At 56.3% G+C, this 19,793-nt stretch carries 15 protein-coding genes; 4 read left to right on the plus strand and 11 right to left on the minus strand.

Annotated elements, in window-relative coordinates; all coding sequences use genetic code 11:
• Positions 1–26: 26 nt before the first annotated feature.
• Positions 27–1,061: a class 1 fructose-bisphosphatase gene (gene fbp / locus BS300_RS02160; RefSeq protein ID WP_041207524.1), complete on the minus strand. Its 1,035-nt coding sequence runs from the start codon at positions 1,059–1,061 to the stop codon at positions 27–29.
• A gap of 382 nt (positions 1,062–1,443) precedes the next feature.
• Here fbp and BS300_RS02165 point away from each other — a divergent pair, with 382 nt between their 5' ends.
• Positions 1,444–3,060 carry a peptide ABC transporter substrate-binding protein gene (locus tag BS300_RS02165; protein WP_071910487.1) on the plus strand — a complete coding sequence of 539 codons (1,617 nt, stop codon included), beginning with the start codon at positions 1,444–1,446 and terminating at the stop codon, positions 3,058–3,060.
• A gap of 96 nt (positions 3,061–3,156) precedes the next feature.
• On the opposite strand, the gene BS300_RS02170 is transcribed toward BS300_RS02165, so the two are convergent.
• From BS300_RS02170 to sixA, 3 genes are all read right to left on the minus strand, one after another.
• Positions 3,157–4,077, minus strand: coding sequence for a DMT family transporter (locus BS300_RS02170; protein WP_071910489.1), 921 nt, complete (start codon positions 4,075–4,077; stop codon positions 3,157–3,159).
• 168 nt (positions 4,078–4,245) lie between these two features.
• On the minus strand, positions 4,246–4,452 hold the full coding sequence (locus BS300_RS02175; RefSeq protein ID WP_026457339.1) for a DUF1107 domain-containing protein: 207 nt from the start codon (positions 4,450–4,452) through the stop codon (positions 4,246–4,248).
• Positions 4,453–4,585: 133 nt separating this feature from the next.
• Positions 4,586–5,053 (minus strand): phosphohistidine phosphatase SixA, encoded by a 468-nt coding sequence (gene sixA, locus BS300_RS02180; RefSeq protein ID WP_041207521.1) that lies wholly within the window; start codon positions 5,051–5,053, stop codon positions 4,586–4,588.
• Positions 5,054–5,215: 162 nt separating this feature from the next.
• Between sixA and BS300_RS02185 the strand changes: the two genes are divergently transcribed.
• Positions 5,216–8,002 (plus strand): insulinase family protein, encoded by a 2,787-nt coding sequence (locus BS300_RS02185; protein ID WP_071910490.1) that lies wholly within the window; start codon positions 5,216–5,218, stop codon positions 8,000–8,002.
• 329 nt (positions 8,003–8,331) lie between these two features.
• On the opposite strand, the gene BS300_RS02190 is transcribed toward BS300_RS02185, so the two are convergent.
• From BS300_RS02190 to guaB, 7 genes are all read right to left on the minus strand, one after another.
• Positions 8,332–8,979 (minus strand): thiopurine S-methyltransferase, encoded by a 648-nt coding sequence (locus tag BS300_RS02190; RefSeq protein ID WP_071910682.1) that lies wholly within the window; start codon positions 8,977–8,979, stop codon positions 8,332–8,334.
• Positions 8,980–9,233: 254 nt separating this feature from the next.
• Complete coding sequence (locus BS300_RS02195) at positions 9,234–10,613, minus strand: leucine-rich repeat-containing protein kinase family protein (protein WP_071910492.1); 1,380 nt, start codon at positions 10,611–10,613, stop codon at positions 9,234–9,236.
• 276 nt (positions 10,614–10,889) lie between these two features.
• A complete protein-coding gene (locus tag BS300_RS02200; RefSeq protein ID WP_071910495.1) occupies positions 10,890–11,570 on the minus strand; it encodes an HNH endonuclease in 681 nt (226 codons plus the stop codon).
• A 14-nt stretch (positions 11,571–11,584) separates the two neighbouring features.
• Positions 11,585–12,835: an AAA family ATPase gene (locus BS300_RS02205; protein ID WP_071910497.1), complete on the minus strand. Its 1,251-nt coding sequence runs from the start codon at positions 12,833–12,835 to the stop codon at positions 11,585–11,587.
• Positions 12,836–13,066: 231 nt separating this feature from the next.
• Positions 13,067–13,339, minus strand: coding sequence for a hypothetical protein (locus tag BS300_RS02210; protein WP_033115211.1), 273 nt, complete (start codon positions 13,337–13,339; stop codon positions 13,067–13,069).
• A 381-nt stretch (positions 13,340–13,720) separates the two neighbouring features.
• Complete coding sequence (gene guaA / locus BS300_RS02215) at positions 13,721–15,310, minus strand: glutamine-hydrolyzing GMP synthase (protein WP_041207518.1); 1,590 nt, start codon at positions 15,308–15,310, stop codon at positions 13,721–13,723.
• Between the two features lie 84 nt (positions 15,311–15,394).
• On the minus strand, positions 15,395–16,858 hold the full coding sequence (gene guaB, locus BS300_RS02220; protein WP_041207517.1) for an IMP dehydrogenase: 1,464 nt from the start codon (positions 16,856–16,858) through the stop codon (positions 15,395–15,397).
• Between the two features lie 486 nt (positions 16,859–17,344).
• Here guaB and BS300_RS02225 point away from each other — a divergent pair, with 486 nt between their 5' ends.
• Both BS300_RS02225 and xseA read left to right on the plus strand, forming a co-directional pair.
• The gene (locus tag BS300_RS02225) at positions 17,345–18,229 is read left to right on the plus strand and encodes a lysozyme inhibitor LprI family protein (RefSeq protein WP_083593333.1); all 885 of its coding nucleotides are present in this window, start codon (positions 17,345–17,347) and stop codon (positions 18,227–18,229) included.
• 147 nt (positions 18,230–18,376) lie between these two features.
• Entirely contained in the window at positions 18,377–19,756 is a 1,380-nt protein-coding gene (gene xseA, locus BS300_RS02230; protein ID WP_071910501.1) for an exodeoxyribonuclease VII large subunit, read from the plus strand.
• The last annotated feature ends 37 nt before the right edge of the window (positions 19,757–19,793 follow it).

Here is a 19,793-nt window from a genome sequence, read left to right on the forward strand (position 1 = left end):
TTATTCACTCGCGATAAATCAGAGAATTACCCCTGACTGGCCGGGTCCTCGTGGGAAGAGAATTCGCGCATAAAGGCCTCTGCCCGCTCCACCATCTTGGTTGAACCGACGAAGTAGGGGGTACGCTGGTGCAGCGCGGTGGGCTGGATATCCATGATGCGGTTGAAGCCGTCAGAGGCTTTGCCGCCTGCCTGCTCCACCAGAAACGCCATCGGGTTGCACTCATAGAGCAGGCGCAGCTTGCCGTTCGGCGAGTTGGTGCCGGACGGATAGATGTAAATGCCACCCTTGAGCAGGTTGCGATGGAAATCGGAGACCAGGGAGCCGATATAGCGGGAGGTGTAGGGTCTGTGGGTCGCTTCATCCCGCTCCTGGCAATATTTGAGGTACTTCTTCACCCCGTCCGGGAACTTGATGTAGTTGCCCTCGTTGATTGAGTAGATCTTGCCCTCCTCCGGAATGCGGATGTTTTCGTGGGAAAGGCAGAAGCAGCCGATGGAAGGGTCATAGGTAAAGCCGTTGACGCCAAAGCCGGTGGTGTAGACCAGCATGGTGGAAGAGCCGTAAACCACGTAACCGGCCGCAACCTGACGGTTGCCCGGCTGCAGGAAATCCTCGAGGGTGACGGGGGAGCCCTGCGGACTGACCCGGCGATAGATGGAGAAGATGGTTCCGACCGAAACGTTGACGTCGATATTGGAAGAGCCGTCGAGGGGATCTATCAGCACCACGTATTTGGAATTTTTGGAAAGCGGCGAGTCAAAAGCGACGAAGTCCTCCTCCTCCTCGGAGGCCATGCCGCACACCTCACCGCGCGCCTCCAGCGCCGCCTTGAAGCGCTCGTTGGCGTAGACGTCCAGCTTCTGCTGCACCTCGCCCTGCACGTTTTCAGCCCCCATGGAGCCGATGATATCGGCCAGCCCGGCCTTGTTGATCTCCCGGTTCACCACCTTGGCGGCAAGGCGGATTGAGCTCAGCAGCGAGGTCAGTTCGCCGGTCGCGGTAGGGTAATCAGCCTGCTTTTTGACGATGAACTCGCCCATGGTGATCATGTTTCGCATTTTTGGTCCTTTAAGATCGTTTCCGTTGGCGTTGAAAACGTTTGCAAGCATCGACAAAAAAAGAGCCGATCCTCGGTCGTGTTGTTTTGTAACTTAATGTAACGTCTGCTTTTTGTTTTTGCAGCGAATTAAGCGGGCTAATAAAACGGCAATCTGAACCCGATTTGTACTCGTTTCGGTCATAAAAAGGGGGCCATACGGTAACTTTAAGCCTCTTATTTTGCGCCAAAAAACGGCGCCAAACAGCGACCTTACTGACATTTCCCCCTCTTTGGCCTGTCGTTTCGCCCACCAGATACGTGGTGGCCTCTCCCCTATTGAGTTCCAAACGCCAATCACGCACACTCGTTTTCCGTTGGAAGCAAAAACATAAGGATTATCAATGAACAAGACTATCATTGCCGGCACGGTAGCCGGATTGCTCTCCCTGCCCGTCTGGGCTGCCGAAGTGCCGGCCGGCACCAAGCTGCTCCCCCCGGAGCAACAAACCTTTGTCACCAATATCGGCACCGAACCCACCACCATAGATCCGCAACTGGTGGAAGAGAGTGCCGGCAGCGCCGTCGTCAACGATCTGTTCGAAGGTCTCTATGTGCTCGATGCCAGCGGCAAGACCCAGCCTGCTGGCGCGCTCAGCTACGAGCTCGACAGCACCGGCACCGTCTACACCTTCAAGCTGAGGCCGGAGGCCAAGTGGTCGAACGGCGAGCCGGTTACCGCCGCCGACTATGTCTACGGCTGGCAGCGGGCGGCCAATCCCAAGACCGCCTCCAACTACGCCTGGTTTATCGAATTGATGGGTATCGCCAATGCCAGTGAAGTAATTCAGGGCAAGAAGAGCCCCGATGCATTGGGGGTCAAGGCGCTGGATGAACATACCCTCCAAGTGACCCTGAAAAACCCGGTTCCCTTCTTCCTGAAAACGCTGGCGCACTACACCACCTTCCCCGCCCCCAAAGCCACCATCGAGAAATATGGCAAGGAGTGGGTCAAGCCCGGCAATATCGTCTCCAACGGCGCCTTTGTGCTCAAGGAGTGGACCCCCAACGAGCGGCTGACTGCCGAGCGCAACCCGCACTACTGGGACAACCGGCACACAGTGCTGAACAAGGTGATCTATCTGGAGGTGGTGTCGGAGACCTCCGCCTACAACCGCTACCGCACCGGCGAGTTGCACTACACCACCTATCCGCTGGAGCAGTACCAGCACATCAAGAGCCAGAGTCCGGAGGAGCTGGTCAGCGCCCCCATGCTGGCCACCTACTACTACGTCTTCAACATACAGCGCAAACCGTTCGACAATCCGAAGGTGCGCAAGGCACTGTCGCTCGCCATCGATCGGGAGACCATCACCGACAAGATCCTGGGTCAGGGACAACTGCCCGCCTTCAGCCTGACCCCACCGAGCGTGGATGGCTTTGATCTGAAAAAACCGGCCAGCCAGCTGCAGAGCAAAGAGGAGCGGATCAAGCAGGCCAAAGCCCTGCTGACCGAAGCAGGTTATGGCCCGGACAAGCCACTCACCGTGGACATTCTCTACAACACCAACGAGAGCCACAGGAAGATCGCGCTGGCCATATCATCCATGTGGAAACACAATCTGGGGGTCACAGCCACCCTCAACAACATGGAGTGGAAGACCATGGTCTCCACCCTCAACGAGGGGGATTTCGGGGTGAGCCGCTACTCGTGGAATGGCGACTACAACGATGCCTCTACCTTCCTCGACATCCTGACCTCCAGCAGCAGCGCCAACAGCGGTCGCTGGTTCAACAAGGAGTACGACGCCCTGCTGGCCAAGGCTCACGATGCGCAGAATGCTGACGAACGCAACGGGCTCTATCAGCAGGCAGAAGCGCTGATCGATGCCGAGGCCCCTATTGCCCCCGTCTACTTCTACGTCAAGTCGCGCCTGCTCAAGCCTTTCGTCAAGGGTTACCCCTATCAGAACCCGCAAGATATCGTCTACAGCCGCGATCTCTATCTGGTTGCCCCGTAGCGCTGATCAGTAGTGCTCTGACCATAAAGAGCCGCCATCAAAAAAGCGCCTGCATTACTGCAGGCGCTTTCATTTTCACTCTGGCGATAGGCGCACTCACTCATCCTGACAGACGGCCATCTCCTGTCGGGCACGGCGTCTCAATACCACCGGCTGCACCAGCAGCTGGGCCAGCAGCACCCCGAGCAGGGTCAGGCCACCGCCGATGAGATGGTAGGCGGTCAACCGCTCCCCGAGCAGTGAGATGGCGAGCCCAGCCGTCATCACCGGCAACAGGTTCATGAAGATGGCGGTACGGTTGGCACCGATCAGGGTGATCCCCTGCATCCAGAGCCAGGGGCAGAGCGCCGACGCGGGGATCCCCGCATAGAAGATGAGCCAGAGCGCGCGCGCCTCGGGCAGTTGACCATCCATCAGCAGATAGAAGGGGGTCAGCAGCACCACGCTGCAGAGCACCTGACTGTAGAGCAGAGACCAGTTGTCGAGCCCCAGATCCCACTTCTTGAGCAGTACGCTGTAGAGCGCATAGGTGCCGGCCGAGAGCAGCATGTAGACCGAGCCAATCTGGATGCCGTGGGTAAAGAGCCGGGTCGGATCCCCCTGCCCCAGCAAAATGGCCAGCCCCATGATGGAGAGCAGTGCCCCCAGGATGGCGCCCCAGGTGGGGCGCTCGCGCAGCAACCAGATGCTGAACAACACGGTGAGCAGCGGCGTCAACCCCATCATCAGCCCCATCTCGGTGGCGCCCATGGTTTGCGCCGCGTAGTAGCCGAAGGTCTGGTTGAGCACCATGCCAAGCAGCGCCAGCGCGGCGATCTGCCAGATACCGGCACGCAGGCGGGCCCGCTCGCGCCATACCCGGCGAGCCAGAAAAGGGGTCAGAACCAGCGCAGCCACCACCCAGCGGGACCAGGCGAACGCGGCGGGTGACAAGACACCAACCGCCAGTTTGCTGACGACGCCATTGCCAGCCCAGATGGCAATGCAGGAGAGAGGGAACAGAAAGGCAAGGGGCATCAACGGCTCCGGCATCCCGAACAAAAATTGAGCGAGGCAGTATAGGGGGCAACGGGTGAGAAACAAAGCCGTCATCAAGGGAGGCACGAGAGAGAAAACCGGATCGACAAAAACAAATATGCCCGCATAACGCGGGCATATCCGTGCAGAAACACGCTCAGAAGATTATCACGCCGCATCCATGTGCAGTCTGGAGATCAGCTCATTGACCTCGGTGACTGTCTGACGGTGGGGAATGTCCGCCTGGCTCGGCATGAGCAACAAACCGGACTGAAAATCAAACCGCCCCCGACCATGGATATAGATCCGACCTTTAAAGAAGGTTTTGACGTGTTTTGCCACCATCAGTGGCAGGTACTTCTTGAACACTCTCATCGTTTGCAACCTCTTGCAGTTGTATCCGTATGACAGCAGCTTCTGCGAATTAATTCCGTAAAATAATCATAAAAATCCGGAAAACTCGCCCATCTCTTCCCAAAAAATTCAATCTATAACTTTTTATTAACTTTTAGCCTATTGTATGCGGCCCTTCGAGCCAGAGCAAGGATCCTTTGCCATTGTGCCACTCGATGCAGGCAATGCCCGAGGTGGCGAACATGGGGGCTCCGGCGGCCGGGCAGAGGCTCTGCACCAGATATCCCACCAGCGGCAGATGGCTCACCAGCATGATCTGCTGATGCCGTTCTGCCAGCGCGGTCAGGTAGCTGGAGACAAATGCTGGATCACCATAAGGGGTGATGTCACCGCTCTCCTCCACCACGACGGCGTCTGGTAATTCCTTGCATATGGTCTGCCAGGTTTGGCGGGCGCGCAGATAGTTGCTGTGGATCACCCGATCGATACGACCGGTCAGCTGAGGCGCCAACCAGCGGGCCATCAGAAGGGACTCTTCAATGCCCTGCTCGGTCAATGGACGCTGTTCATCAGTTTTCGCATTCATGCCAGCCTGGCCATGACGCATGATATAGATCTTCATTACAACCTCGCCCAACGGGCCTGTTTTGATAGCCGGGGGATCTTACCCTGCCACGGGTGTTGAAACAATTGCGCTACCTCTCAGAAAAGGGTTTGCCTCACCGGGTAGCGGGGTCGATAATCATGTTTAAATTCAAATAAATCCAACGTGAGTCGCCCACCAATGAGCCCATATGCCAGTCCCAATGACCATCGGCAATACCACTATCTGGAGCTGGCCAACCGGCTCAGGGTCTTGTTGATTTGCGATCCCGATACCGATAAATCCGCCGCTTCTCTGGCGGTCAATACCGGCCATTTTGACGATCCGGCCGACCGGCAGGGGATGGCTCACTTTCTCGAACACATGCTCTTTCTCGGTACCGCTACCTACCCCAAGCCAGGTGAGTACCAGCAATTTATGAGCCGTCATGGCGGCAGCAACAACGCCTGGACCGGCACCGAGTTCACCAACTTCTTTTTCGAGATCGACAACGGCTTCTTCGAGGCGGGTCTCGACCGGTTCGCCCAGTTCTTCATCTGCCCCACCTTCGATCCGGAGTGGGTCGACAAGGAGCGCAACGCGGTCGACTCCGAATACCGCCTCAAACTGCAGGATGATGTGCGCCGCAGCTATCAGGTACACAAGGAGACGGTCAACCCCGCTCACCCCTTTGCCAAGTTTTCGGTGGGCAACCTCGATACCCTGGCCGATCTTCCGAGACGGGACCTGCGCTCCGACCTCATCAACTTCTACGAGAGCCACTACAGCGCGGATCGCATGGCGCTGGTGATGATGTCGCCTGCCGACATCGACACCCAGTTGCAGTGGTGCTGTCGCTATTTCGCTCCCATTTTGAATCGCAATTTGGGAACGCCGACTCTCGATATGCCACTCTACCGGCTCGACGACCTCGGCATCCGCATCCAGATCAAGCCGGTGAAAGAGACCCGCAAACTGGCGCTCACCTTCCCGCTACCCAATGTGGACGCCTTTTATGACAAAAAGCCCCTCACCTTCCTGAGCCACCTTATCGGCTACGAAGGGGATGGCAGCCTGCTCTCCCTGCTTAAAGCGAAAGGCTGGGTCAACCAGCTCTCGGCAGGCGGCGGTATCAGTGGCGCCAACTTCAAGGATTTTGGCGTCAACTTCGGCCTCACCCCGCTCGGCCTTGAACATGTGGACGAGATCGTGGCCTTCCTGTTTGGCTACCTCAAGCTTATCGACCGAGCAGGGCTGCAGGCCTGGCGCTACGACGAGAAGCGTACCGTGCTCGAATCGGCGTTCCGTTTTCAGGAGCGCGGCCGCCCCCTCGATACCGTCTCGGGGCTGGTGCTCAACCTCTTTAGCTACCAGCCGGAGGATCTGCTGCACGGCGACTACATGATGCGCGAATATGACGAGGCGCTGATCCGCCGCTTCCTCGCCAAGCTCACCCCGCACAACCTGCGCATGACCATCACGGCGCCGGAGGTGACCACCGACCGGCTGGCCCGCTGGTATCAGACCCCCTACAGCGTGGCGACCATCACCGAGGCGGAGAAGATCCGCTGGCAGCAGAGCGAACCGGACAAGGCACTGGCGCTGCCCAAGCCCAACCCCTTTATCAGCAGCCGACTCGATCCGCGCACGCCGGAGATCGCCGCCGAGATGCCGGCCTGCCTTATCGATCGCCCCGGCTTTCGCCTCTGGCACCTCCACGAGCACCTCTTTAGCGTGCCCAAGGGCAATCTCTATATCTCCATCGATAGCGAACACGCGGTCAAAAGCCCGCGCCACATCGCCATGGCGCGCCTTGCGGTGGAGCTTTTGGCCGACCACCTCAACGCCCTCACCTATCCGGCGGAGCTGGCGGGGCTTGGCTACCAGATCTATGCCCATCAGGGGGGCTTTACCATCAACCTGAGCGGCTTTGCCGACAAGCAGCCGCTGCTGCTCGACATGATCCTCGGCAACCGCACCCTGGGTTACCCCGACCCGGGCCGCTTTAGCGAGATCAAGGAGGCGCTCATTCGCAACTGGGACAACCAGTCCAAGGCGCGCCCCATCTCCCAGCTGTTCAACCAGCTCACCAGTTTGCTGCAGCCCAACAACCCGCCGTTCGAGCAGCTGCTGCGCCACCTGCGCACCGTCGAGCTCTCCGAGATGCCTGACTTCGTGGCGAGTCTCTTTGCCGAGGTGCATATCGAGACGCTGGTGCACGGCGACTGGACTGCGGCCGAGGCGCTGGAGCTGGCGGCGCTGATGGAGCGCCACCTGAGCGACATCAATGGCACCAGCAGCAAGCCCAGTGGCGAGACCCGCCGCCCGCTTATCTCGATTCAGGACAGGGGCACCCTTATTCGCGAGCAGGGCTGCGAGCACGAAGATTCGGCCCTGCTGGTCTACTACCAGTCCCGCACCACCCGGGCACGGGATCTCGCCTGCTTTACCCTGGCCAACCACATCATGTCCTCCACCTTCTTCCACGAACTGCGCACCCGCCAGCAGCTCGGTTATGTGGTGGGGGCAGGCAACCTGCCGCTCAATCGCCACCCGGGTCTCATCTTCTATATCCAGTCGCCGGTAGCGGGGCCCCAGCATCTGCTCGACGCGGTGGAGGAGTTTATCGACCTCTTCCCGCTGGCCATGCTCGAATTTACCGAGCAGCAGTGGCAGGAGAGCAAGGCCGGGCTGCAGGCCCAGCTCAGCGAGCGCGACGCCAATCTGCGCAGCCGCGGCCAGCGGCTGTGGGTCAGCATCGGCAACAAGGACTTGGGGTTCGATCAGCGGGAACGGGTCTGCGAGGAGGTCGGCAAGCTGACGCGCGCCGACCTGGTGCGCTTTATCACCCAGCTGCGTTCACGCACCTCCGATCGGCTGATCCTCTGCAGCTACGGGCAGGGGCACGAGCACGAGGAGCGGATCACCGGCCAGTTTATCGACGATCCACGAGCATTCCGGCTCAATGCCGCCACCTTCGAGGCCTGATCAGGCCTCGCATCTCCCCGTTTTTCCTTCCACGGCAAATCGCAGCCAATAAAAAGCCGACCCACGAGGGTCGGCTGGAAAAACCATAACAATTGCGACAAAGCCGCCAAAAGTGAACATGAGCGTGAAAATCAGACACTGAGTTGATGACAGGCAAGCAGGAAACCCCTTGAACTCGCCGTACAATGCCAACAGTGATTGAGAAACAGCCACATCTTAGGCACTCCCCCCGAAAACCACGTTGATCTACGTCAAAGGAGGTAGCGAAGAGTCCACCTGAAGACTCATTTGCCCTGCCGGATCACCCTTTGCCGCCCATCTGCCGCCTCTCAAGCGCGGCGGATCAGGCGATAGGCCACTTCATCGAAATAGGAGAGCTGACCGGAGAGCACCCGCGGGTGATCCACCTCGGCAGCCCGCCCCAGCACCTCAACCCGAAAGTCCCGTTCAAACAGCGCCCGCACCTCCATCTCGCCCACCGAGAAGGGCGGCTGGCTCTGCTGCTCCGGCTGATATTCAAGGGTCACCAGCAAGATCTGACCCCCCTCCTCCACCAGTCGGCTCATCAGCGCCGCATACTGGCGGCGCATGGCGGTTGGCAGGGCGATCAGCGCCGCCCGGTCGTAGACCAGCCGATAGCGGCGACCGAGCTCGGGCGCGGCAAAGAAATCCCCCTCGAAGATGCGCAGGCTATCGACCTGATGGCTCTGATAGGGGCCCACCTCGCTCACCGTCGCCTTCAGGTTGTTTTCACTGAAAAAGCTGGCGATAGCGACGGAGGAGAGCTCGAAGCCATCGACCGGATGGCCCTGCCCGCTCAGCCAGAGCATGTCGCGGGACTTGCCGCACAGAGGCACCAGCACCGGCTCGTCCGGCTGCTGCGCCGACCACCAGGATTGCAGCCAGCGGTTGAAATCTGCCTGATGAAAGCCAATTCGGTTCTCTTCCCAACGCTGATGCCAAAACGCAGCTTCCATCATGATTCCCCATTGCTTACGAAAAATTGCTTACTAAAAGATGCCTCAATATCACAACTTAACCGGCACCACGCAACCCTCTGCCTACCCTTTTTATCGGGCGGCCCCTCACCGCCTCTCCCGTGATGGCCTGCGGGGCAATCTGGCCTCTCCGGCAGGCAAACAGGGGCTTAAACCCATGCCAAAATGGCATTGGTTGGTAATGATTGATGAGAAAAAGAGGAGGATTTAACGGGCCGAAGAGGCCCGCAAGATCACAACAGCGTGCTGCGCGCCGCCACAAGCTGACGGCCGATCTCGGCAAAAGCGGGCCGCTCGCCATGAAGTTCAGAGAGGCAGGCCGCCGTGAGCTGGTGCAGATCGGCAAGCAGCGCTTCTTCAATATCGCCATCGCAGCGTGCCAGCAGCTCCTCCAGCAGACAGCCAAAGGCGCGCACCTCCAGTCGCTCCAGCCCCTGCGCCAGCTCGCGCTCATGCAGGTCATAGAGGGAGGCGGCGCCAAAATCACCGAGCAGGGCGTGGGCAGAGGGCCCGCGGGTAAACAGGATATTGTGGCCGTAGAGATCCCCGTGCATGATGCCGGCCTGGTGCAGATGACCCGCCACCGAGGCAATCCCCAGGGCCAGCGTCAGCGCCTCGGCCAGGGTAAAACGCAGCCCTTCGTCATAAACATCGCGGGTGCAGGAGGCCAAACTCGGCGGCCCCGCCAGATTGGCAAAGGCCGGGTCGATCAGCGCCATCACCAGCGCCGGCATGCCGGAGGGGTGATCGGCCACCCGCCCCAAGACGGGAATAAGATTGGGATGAGCGCCTGCCGCAAGCGACGCCGCCATCTCGCACTGGGGCAAGCCATCGCTGGTCACCGCCCCCTTGAAGATCTTGACCGCCACCTCGCTCGCGCCAATGGCATCGCGCGACTCATCGGCCATCCGATCTGCCACCAGCGGCTCACTGTGCATGGCCGCGCGATGAATCACGCCAGAAGCCCCCTGCCCCAGCAGCTCGCCAAGCGCCAGGCGCTGCCACGGCAGGGTGGCAACCTGGTCATCGCTGATGGCGCGCGCCTCCGCCCCCTCGCTAAAGGGATTGCCGGAGTAGGCAAGCCAGGCAAGGCGCGGCAGCGAGAGCAACCACTCGGGGAAGCGTTCGATGCGGTTGGCGGCGATGCGCAGCAGCTCCAGCTTGCGGCAATTGGCAAGGCTGGCCGGCAACTCGCGCAGGCGGTTGCCCGCCAGCATCAGCTTTTGCAGAGCGTCGCACTGGCCCAACTCATCAGGCAGCCGCTCAATTGCGTTATCGGTCAGGATCAGCCAGCGCAAACCGGCGGGCAGCGCTTTGGCCGAGACGGTGGCAATCTGGTTGGCCTTGAAGCCCACCATGGTGAGCGCCGGGCAGCGCCCCAGCACCTCGGGCAGCTCGGTAAAGCGGTTCTCGGAGCAGAAGATGATGCGCAGCTTGCCAAACCCGGCCAGCTCGTCAGGGAGCGTGCTTAGCTGGTTGCCGGTCAGATCCAGCACCTCCAGCGTCTCTTTCAGGCTCAAAATCTCGCTGGGGAACTCCGTCAGATTTTCAGAGAGCTTCAGATGGCGGGCGCCGCACAGTTCACCCGCGCGCAGCTGTTCCAGAGTATGCATAACCGTTTCTCAATCCTGATGATCTGCCTGATGGCACAGCGACCATCAGCGCGCGCCGAACCCGGGTCCGGCGATTTTAAAGGGGGGCATTATAAAGAATTCGGGGCGAAGATCGCCCCTTTTGTTACTTTGGCAAAGCTCAACGCTCAGCCACACCACCCCAGCGAATTGACGAAGAGACGTAGGGTGCAATAAGCGCAGCGCATTGCACCGTTTGCCGAGCGGCTTTTGTGCAAGGTATGAGGAACAAAAGTAGAGGTGCAATTTCATTGCACCCTACGGCGTGGTGCTTTTTTCCTGTACTACAAGGTTCAGCAGATGGGAATAATCCCCCATCAGTTCTTCATCCTCCATAAAAAGCCTCCGCCAAAAGCAAGAATACGGATAATCCGGCTGAAGCATTCGCTCTAATTTATCTGCAGCCTTTTTCTTTTGCGCTCTACCACTATCATCATCGAGTAATGCTTCAGAATACTTGTAATACTTCCCATAGAATTTAACCAACTGATTGCGTAATTCCGCCCTTGTAATTTCTTGATAGCCTGACTCATTACGATTATAACATTTCTCAAGTAACTTAACCGTATTGTCTGCTTCTATTGAAGCATACCCATCATTAACACGAACTAAAATTGGTTTCTTTTTAAGAGTTGGTAACTCACACGTTATCGCAGAAAAAACATCTACTCTTGTGCAATCAAGTAATTTATCGGGACTACTACTTTTTATTGAATTGCATCGACGACATGCATAGAACAGATTGTTCCAATCTCGTTCTAAATCAGGATTAACAGATTTAGGTATAAAATGCTCGACTTCTGGCGACATTGGATTTTTTGTCTCACACAAATAGCACTTTTTATAAAAAGCCTTCCTTAATGCTTTCACTACATCTTCAGAATCATAACCTTGAACTAATCCAACAGGAGCTTCTTTAGGTCGCACGACTTTGAACATACCCACCCCTATTTTTATTTTTGACCAAGTTTAAACTTCGACATATCAAAACCACTCTTGACCAACGCTTTTCTTGTTTTTAAAAGGAGTAAAACTGCTTCAGGACTTAAATCCTTTTCATGCACTGCAAGTTTTAAATATAACTTGCTGACTTTTGTTAAATCAAAATTATCAATATTGATAGCATCGTCTAACTCATCTAGCAAGTCTTCAGTAGACATAGAGTTAATACTTACACCAAGTAATCCCTCCAAAATCGCTTGATATGAAAACTTTGATAAATCTTCTAGCTGTTCTCGTTTAGAAAGATCATATATAACAGCGTCACCTACAGATTGAACAACAAAAGGAGAGTGTGTTGTAACTATGAACTGGATACTAGGAAATGCATGAGTGAAAAAGGATAATATTCGACGTTGTAAAGAAACATGCAAATGTGCATCTATTTCATCAATTAGCACGATGCCATTTAGCTTGTCTGCTGGTATATCCTTCAACTCCACCTTCATTAACAAGTCAGAGTATATATACATTATTGCGGAGAAGCCAGATGATAGTTCATTGAATTGAAAAGGACTTTTACCTTCCTGATTAATCTCGAATGATTGCTTTTCTCTATTATACGTTAAATGTAGTTCTGTATCCTCGAACAAATAACGTAAATCAGATTGAACCTTTTCCAACCATTTAGCGACCCTATCAGCTTGAGGCTTCGCGATAATATCTTGAGTTGCAACTATATCGTTATAGATAACTTTTTGTGCCACTAAATACTTTTCAAATAAAACACCAAAGTGCTCTGATAACATTTTACTTTCTTCGCCAGCCTTAAGAGCATTTAAACTTGGTCTTGTGCTATCAACTGAAATATTCGACTGACGTTCCGCTGGATAGTAACTTAAAACAAACCGTTTATCTGCGTACTCCTGCCTAAGATTATTTTCATCGACAACGGAAACAACGACGCGCTTCACATCTTCAATTTCATTTTCAAGAATAGAAACCCTGTCTTTGAAGTAGGTGTAATTAGAGTTTACGGCTCCTTTGCTCACCTCCTGTCTAGCATAATTCAAATTTGAGATGAGCTTATCCATTGTTTTATCGGGGTCAGTGCAGGAAATCAATCTATTATTTAGATTCTTAATAAAGCTTGTTTTGCCACACCCGTTACTTCCTGTGACGATAAGGTTTTTCCCAGCAAGATCTATATTGATTGGTACAGACATGTAGGGTAGTTCTAGTTTTATTCTCTGTATCTGTTTCATATTTACCACCGTAAGTTAGCAGATTTATAATCTTACTCCTTTATTTAAGGTATGTTCAACCATCCCTTAGTATAAAAATCTAGTTCAACTATCTTTCACTCATATTTCCATCGAACTCTATCCCATAAACTCTCAGAAAAAGAAAAGACGCCCTAAGGCGTCTTTCTTTATCTGGAGTCTGTAGCAAACCGGTTAGGAGATCTCCCCCTCCCCGCCTTGCCCGCAACCCGATCAGATCGGGGTGATGGAGGTGATATGGGCCGAGCCATCCAGAGACTGGAAGATCTGCACCACGGCTTCGCCATGGATCGGCTGGGCGAGCGGCACAGTGCTCTTGCACTTGAAGCGGTAGTTGGTGCCAGCCACCACCTGGGTGGAGACTTCAAAGGGGGTGTACTGTACCCCGACAAATCCTTTCATCGCCTGATTGAACACTGCCTGATCTTCGGCGGTCAGCTTGTGATATGCGGTCCATCCACCTACCAACACTGCTTGTTCTGACATATCAAACTCTCCGTGCTCTATGATCCCGATTCGTTTGGCCGATCGGGCTGCGCCCCGTTGATTCAAGTGGTTTCCGGTCTCCACCGGGAGCCGCTGCCGGTTGGCACGCTGACACCCCTTTGCCGCATCGCGGCCCTGTTGCCGCCCGCCTTGCCTGATGAGGCTTGCTGGCGCTGTATCATCAGGGGCCGGTCGCAATGGGCATGAAAGAGCCTAGTGCCGATGCCAGAAATCGCCCCCTGTTAGATGTGACAGGGGCGCGCCCGGGCAAAGCTGCTAGCGGGCAGAAAATTGCGGCGCAAACGATTGGAAAAAGAAAAGACGCCGCAAGGGCGTCTTTTTTGCATTTTTATGCTCGATGGGCAGCAGGGCGCGTGCCGCTTATTCCCATTCGATGGTTGCGGGCGGCTTGCCGGATACGTCGTACACCACGCGGGAGATACCGTTGATCTCGTTGATGATGCGATTCGATACGTGACCGAGGAAGTCGTACGGCAGGTGAGCCCAGTGAGCGGTCATAAAGTCGATGGTTTCGACGGCGCGCAGGGCAATCACCCAGTCATATTTGCGACCATCGCCCATGACGCCAACGGAGCGCACCGGCAGGAAGACGGCGAACGCCTGGCTGACCTGGTTGTAGAGGTCGGCTTTGCGCAGCTCTTCGATAAAGACCGCATCGGCGCGGCGCAGAATATCGCAGTACTCTTTCTTCACTTCGCCAAGGACGCGCACGCCCAGACCGGGGCCCGGGAACGGGTGACGGTAGAGCATGTCGTAAGGCAGACCCAGCTCGAGGCCGACGCGGCGCACTTCGTCTTTGAACAGCTCGCGCAGCGGCTCGACCAGACCCATCTTCATCTCTTCCGGCAGGCCGCCGACGTTGTGGTGAGACTTGATGACGTGGGCCTTGCCGGTCTTGCTGGCAGCAGATTCGATAACGTCCGGATAGATGGTGCCTTGCGCCAGCCACTTGGCGTTTTTCAGCTTTTTCGCTTCATCATCAAACACTTCGACGAAGACGCGGCCGATGATCTTGCGCTTGGCTTCCGGCTCGTCAACACCGGCCAGCGCAGAGAGGAAGCGCTCTTCGGCATCGACCTTGACGATGTTCAGACCAAAGTGATCACCAAACATCTCCATCACCTGGGTGCCTTCGTTCAGGCGCAGCAGGCCGTTATCCACGAAGACGCAGGTGAGGCGATCGCCGATGGCGCGGTGCACCAGCATGGCGACCACGGAGGAGTCGACACCGCCGGAGAGGCCGAGGATCACTTCATCGTCACCCACCTGCTCGCGGATGCGGGCAACGGCGTCGTCGATGATGGTGGCCGGGGTCCAGAGGCATTCGCAGCCGCAGATGTCTTTGACGAAGTGCTCCAGCATGCGGGCACCCTGACGGGTGTGGGTCACTTCCGGGTGGAACTGCACGCCGTAGAAACGCTTGGCCTCACACGCCATGGCCGCGTGCGGGCAGGTCGGGGTTTGGGCGATGGTGGTGAAGTCGGCCGGAATGGTAGTGACCTTGTCACCGTGGCTCATCCAGACATCCAGCAGGGCATTGCCGTTGTCGGCGATGGCATCTTCGATGTTGCGCAAGAGCGCGCTGCTCTTGCCAGCTTCGCCCAGCACTTCCACCTTGGCATAACCGAATTCACGCTCGGTGGAGGATTGCACCTTGCCACCCAGCTGCTCGGCCATGGTCTGCATGCCGTAGCAGATACCGAACACAGGGACACCGGCGTTGAACACATACTCGGGGGCGCGCGGGCTGCCCGCTTCGGTGACGGACTCGGGGCCGCCGGAGAGGATGATGCCGCTCGGATTGAATTCGCGGATCTGCTCTTCGGTTACGTCCCAGGCCCACAGTTCGCAGTAAACGCCGATTTCGCGCACGCGGCGGGCGATCAGCTGGGTGTACTGGGAACCGAAGTCGAGGATAAGGATACGGTGCTGGTGAATGTCTTTAGTCATTTTATTCCTGCATCAGGCTGATGTTGTCACAAAGGGCACGGGATAAAAAAAGGGTGGAAAAACGGGGCGCAGGGCCCCGTTTTATCAGCCCATCCGATAGTTGGGGGCTTCTTTGGTAATAGTCACATCGTGGACGTGGGACTCTTTCATCCCGGCGCCGGAGATGCGCACGAATTCAGCCTTGGTGCGCATGTCGTCGATGGTGGCGCTGCCGGTCAAGCCCATGGAGGAGCGCAGGCCGCCCATCTGCTGATGGATGATCTCTTTGAGGCGACCTTTATAAGGCACGCGACCTTCGATACCTTCCGGTACCAGCTTGTCGGCGGCGTTGTCGGTCTGGAAGTAGCGGTCGCTGGAGCCTTTGGACATGGCGCCCAGAGAGCCCATACCACGGTAGGATTTGAAGGAGCGACCCTGATAGAGCTCGATTTCGCCCGGCGCTTCTTCAGTACCGGCGAACATGGAGCCGACCATGACGCAGCTGGCGCCCGCGGCGATGGCCTTGGCGATGTCGCCGGAGAAGCGGATGCCGCCGTCGGCGATAACCGGTACACCGGTGCCTTCCAGCGCATCAACGGCATCGGAGATGGCAGTGATCTGGGGCACGCCCACGCCGGTCACGATACGGGTAGTACAGATGGAGCCCGGGCCGATACCGACCTTGACGGCGTTGACGCCGGCAGCAACCAGCGCCTTGGCGCCAGCGGCGGTCGCGACGTTGCCACCGATGATCTGCAGATCCGGATAGGCTTCGCGGGTGGCTTTGATGCGATCCAGCACGCCCTGGGAGTGGCCGTGGGAGGAGTCGATCAGCAGCACGTCAACACCGGCTTCCACCAGCGCGGCGACGCGCTCTTCGTTGCCGGCACCGGCACCAACGGCAGCACCGACCCGCAGACGACCCTTGTCATCTTTACAGGCGTGGGGCTTGCGCTCGGCTTTCTGGAAATCTTTAACGGTGATCATGCCCTTGAGTTTGAAGTCGGCGTTCACCACCAGCACTTTTTCGATACGGTGCTTTTGCATCAGGGCAACCACCTCTTCACGAGGGGCCCCTTCACGCACGGTGACCAGACGATCTTTCTGGGTCATGATCTGTTCAACGGTCTGGGAGAGGTCAATCACGAAGCGCACGTCACGGCCGGTGATGATACCGACCAGCTGATTGCCGTCAGTCACCACGGGGTAACCGGCGAAGCCATTCTTGTGGCTCAGCTCCTTGATTTGGGCGATGGTCATGTCAGGGCGTACGGTGACGGGGTCAGTGACCACGCCGCTCTCGTACTTCTTGACCTTGCGCACTTCGGCAGCCTGCTGCTCGATGGACATGTTCTTGTGGATAAAGCCGATACCGCCTTCCTGGGCCAGTGCGATAGCCAGACGGGCTTCGGTCACTGTGTCCATGGCAGCGGAAATCATCGGGATGTTCAAGCTGATGGCGGAGGTCAGCTTGGTACGCAGATCGGCAGTATTGGGAAGAACTTCGGAGTGGGCGGGAACCAACAGTACATCGTCGAAGGTTAACGCTTCTTTGGCAATCCTGAGCATGGCAATATCTCACCGTTGAGGAAGTGGGGGTGTAAAATATTGCCGACGAAGTTTACTCACGGATTGGTCACTGGTAAAGAAGTTTTTTGAATTTTTTATGGCGTAGCCCTCATTTAGGAGGCCAAAACGCCAAAAAACCAAGATTATCAGTACGAAAACCGCCATTTCGGGGCAAAAGAGTTGGCAAAGTGGTGTTTTATGCACCCTGCCCGTTTGCCAAACGCCCCTCTCAGAGCGGTCAGAATGGCTCCCCTCACCTTACCTAGCGCACCAAAAAGAGCGTCAACATGCTTGTTTTTTGAGCGCTTTTTCTTGTTCGAATCGCGCCTCGCACGGCACATATCTCCTATTCGGGCACGGTTTTGCCACTGCGGCAGCCCCTATAAGACAGCAACCATTTTCGCCATTGTCATACCTATGAGACAACATACAGGCCATTTGTTGCACAGGTGAAAAATTAGTGGTGCAAAACATCATGAGCTCCGTATGATTACTCACATATGCCGTGGTTACGAATCCACCGCACCAATAGCTGAAGCTTGTTTTCATAAGGGGTTACCTCAGCGCCATAATCTAGCAACAAATCAACATTTTATTTTTTTAAAACCCCAATACGGAGTTGAAATGTCACGTAACAAATCAATCATAAATCTGTTTGTCGCAGCATCATTCATTATCTCACCCTATTTATCTCATGCCGCCAGTTTTGATTGTAAGAAAGCAAAAACATCAAATGAAAAGTTGATATGTATGACGCCTGAGCTGAGTAAATTAGATGAAGAACTTGCCAAAACATATCTACTCTCACTCAAAAATAGCGCAGATAATGATATTATAAAAAAATCACAACGAGCTTGGCTGAAACAGATTAAGAAAGAGTGCTCATCTGCTGACTGTCTAATCAAAAATTATCGGATCAGACTGGAAACACTGGAAAATTGGGAAAAGAGCATCCCTGCCGATACAACAATGATTGGTACGCATTATCTCTCGCATTCAGTACCAATAATAAGTAACTCGACAAAGGAAGGATATTACTTAATTGATGCTAAAAATTGTATATCCATTGAAGAAAAAGACAATAAAACCATATCTTTCTCCATATTGACATTTAATACAAATGGGCATATTTGTGATATTAATGGCATAGCCAAACTTGTTGGAAATGAATACCAATATATACCCTCATCGGATACAGATGAACTAGATAAAGCATGCTCGTTACGCATAGTTAATCGGGCTGGCAGTATCTTGATACTCGACCCTGAAATGAAATGCAGGGAATATTCCTGCGGTGTGAGAGCCGGCCTTGATGGCACCGTTTTTCCTAAAAATTTGTCGATGACAACAGGCTGTGACCGTGGATACTGAATGTCTTCATGCGTGGCAAGTTATATATGGCCTGAATACCCGTAACGCATCACTTCCAGATAGAGGCTCGGCACCTGCCCCGCGCTGGGGTAAGATAGCGTCCATCGTTTTATCCCGGCCCCGCCGGGGCAGACCATAGGTACGCCATTGAACCGATTTACCTCATCCAGTGCGGCGAACGGCCGCGAGCAGCAGGTCTTTACCGTCACCCGCCTCAACAGCGCCGTGCGCATGATCCTGGAGCAGGATCTGGGGCTGGTGTGGCTGACCGGCGAGCTCTCCAATCTGGCGATGCCAAGCTCCGGCCATTGGTACTTCTCCCTCAAGGACATGTCGGCCCAGGTGCGCTGCGCCATGTTCAAGGGCAACAACCGGCGGGTGGCCTTCCGCCCGCAGGATGGCATGCAGGTGCTGGTGCAGGCACGGGTCTCCCTCTATGAGCCGCGCGGCGACTACCAGTTGATCATCGAGTCGATGCAGCCCGCTGGCGACGGCGTGCTGGCGCTGCGCTTTGAAGAGCTCAAGCGCCGCCTCGGTGCAGAGGGGCTGTTTGACGAAGGCCGCAAGCGGCCGCTGCCCCGTGAACCGCGCGCGGTGGGCCTTATCACCTCCGCCACAGGTGCCGCCCTGCACGATATGCTGACGGTGCTTAAACGGCGCGCGCCGGATCTGCCGGTCTTTATCTACCCGACTCAGGTTCAGGGGAGCGCCGCCATCAGCCAGATCGTCGCGGCGATCGCCAAAGCGAACCAGCGCGCCGAGGTGGATGTGCTGATCGTCGGGCGCGGCGGCGGCTCGCTCGAAGATCTCTGGTGCTTTAACGAAGAGGCGGTGGCCCGCGCCATTGCCCACTCCGCCATACCGGTGGTGAGCGCAGTGGGCCACGAGGTGGATGTCACCATCAGCGACTTTGCCGCCGACTTGCGCGCCCCTACCCCTTCGGCTGCCGCCGAGCTGGTGGCGCCGGATCAGAGCGCCCGTGCCCAGCGTCTGGTTCACCTCAAGCAGCAACTGCTGCAGGCGATGAGCCGCCAGCAGACCGCCGCCCGCCACGATTTCATCCTGCTGCAAAAGCGGCTCGACCATCAGGATCCGAAACGGCGGCTGGAACAGCAGTCCCAGCGCCTCGACGAACTCTCCACCCGTTTGCAGCAGCTATTGCGCCAGCGCCTGCATCAGGGTGAGCGGCGCCTCGTCAACCTTGAGCTGCGCCTGCAGGGCAAAAGTCCGGAGCGTCTCTTGGCAGCTGGCAAGCGCCGCCACCAGCTGGCCGAGGAGCGGCTCTATGCTCTGATTGCCAAGCGGCAAGACCTTGCCAGTCACCGCCTCGCCATGCTCACCGCCCGCCTCGACGGGGTGAGCCCGCTCGCCACTCTGGGGCGCGGCTACTCCATCACCCGCACTGCGCGTGGCGAAGTCATCAGCCGCGCCGATCAGGTCAACAGTGGCGATCAGCTCATCACCACCTTGGCACAAGGGAGCCTGCAGGTACGGGTCGAGGAAATTATCAAAGATTCAGCGCAGTAGCTCCTCGGTATCAAACCACCAGCCAGCATGCTCCCCA

The organism is Aeromonas sp. SCS5 (genome assembly GCF_001887375.1).
Classification (GTDB): Bacteria; Pseudomonadota; Gammaproteobacteria; order Enterobacterales; family Aeromonadaceae; genus Aeromonas; species Aeromonas jandaei.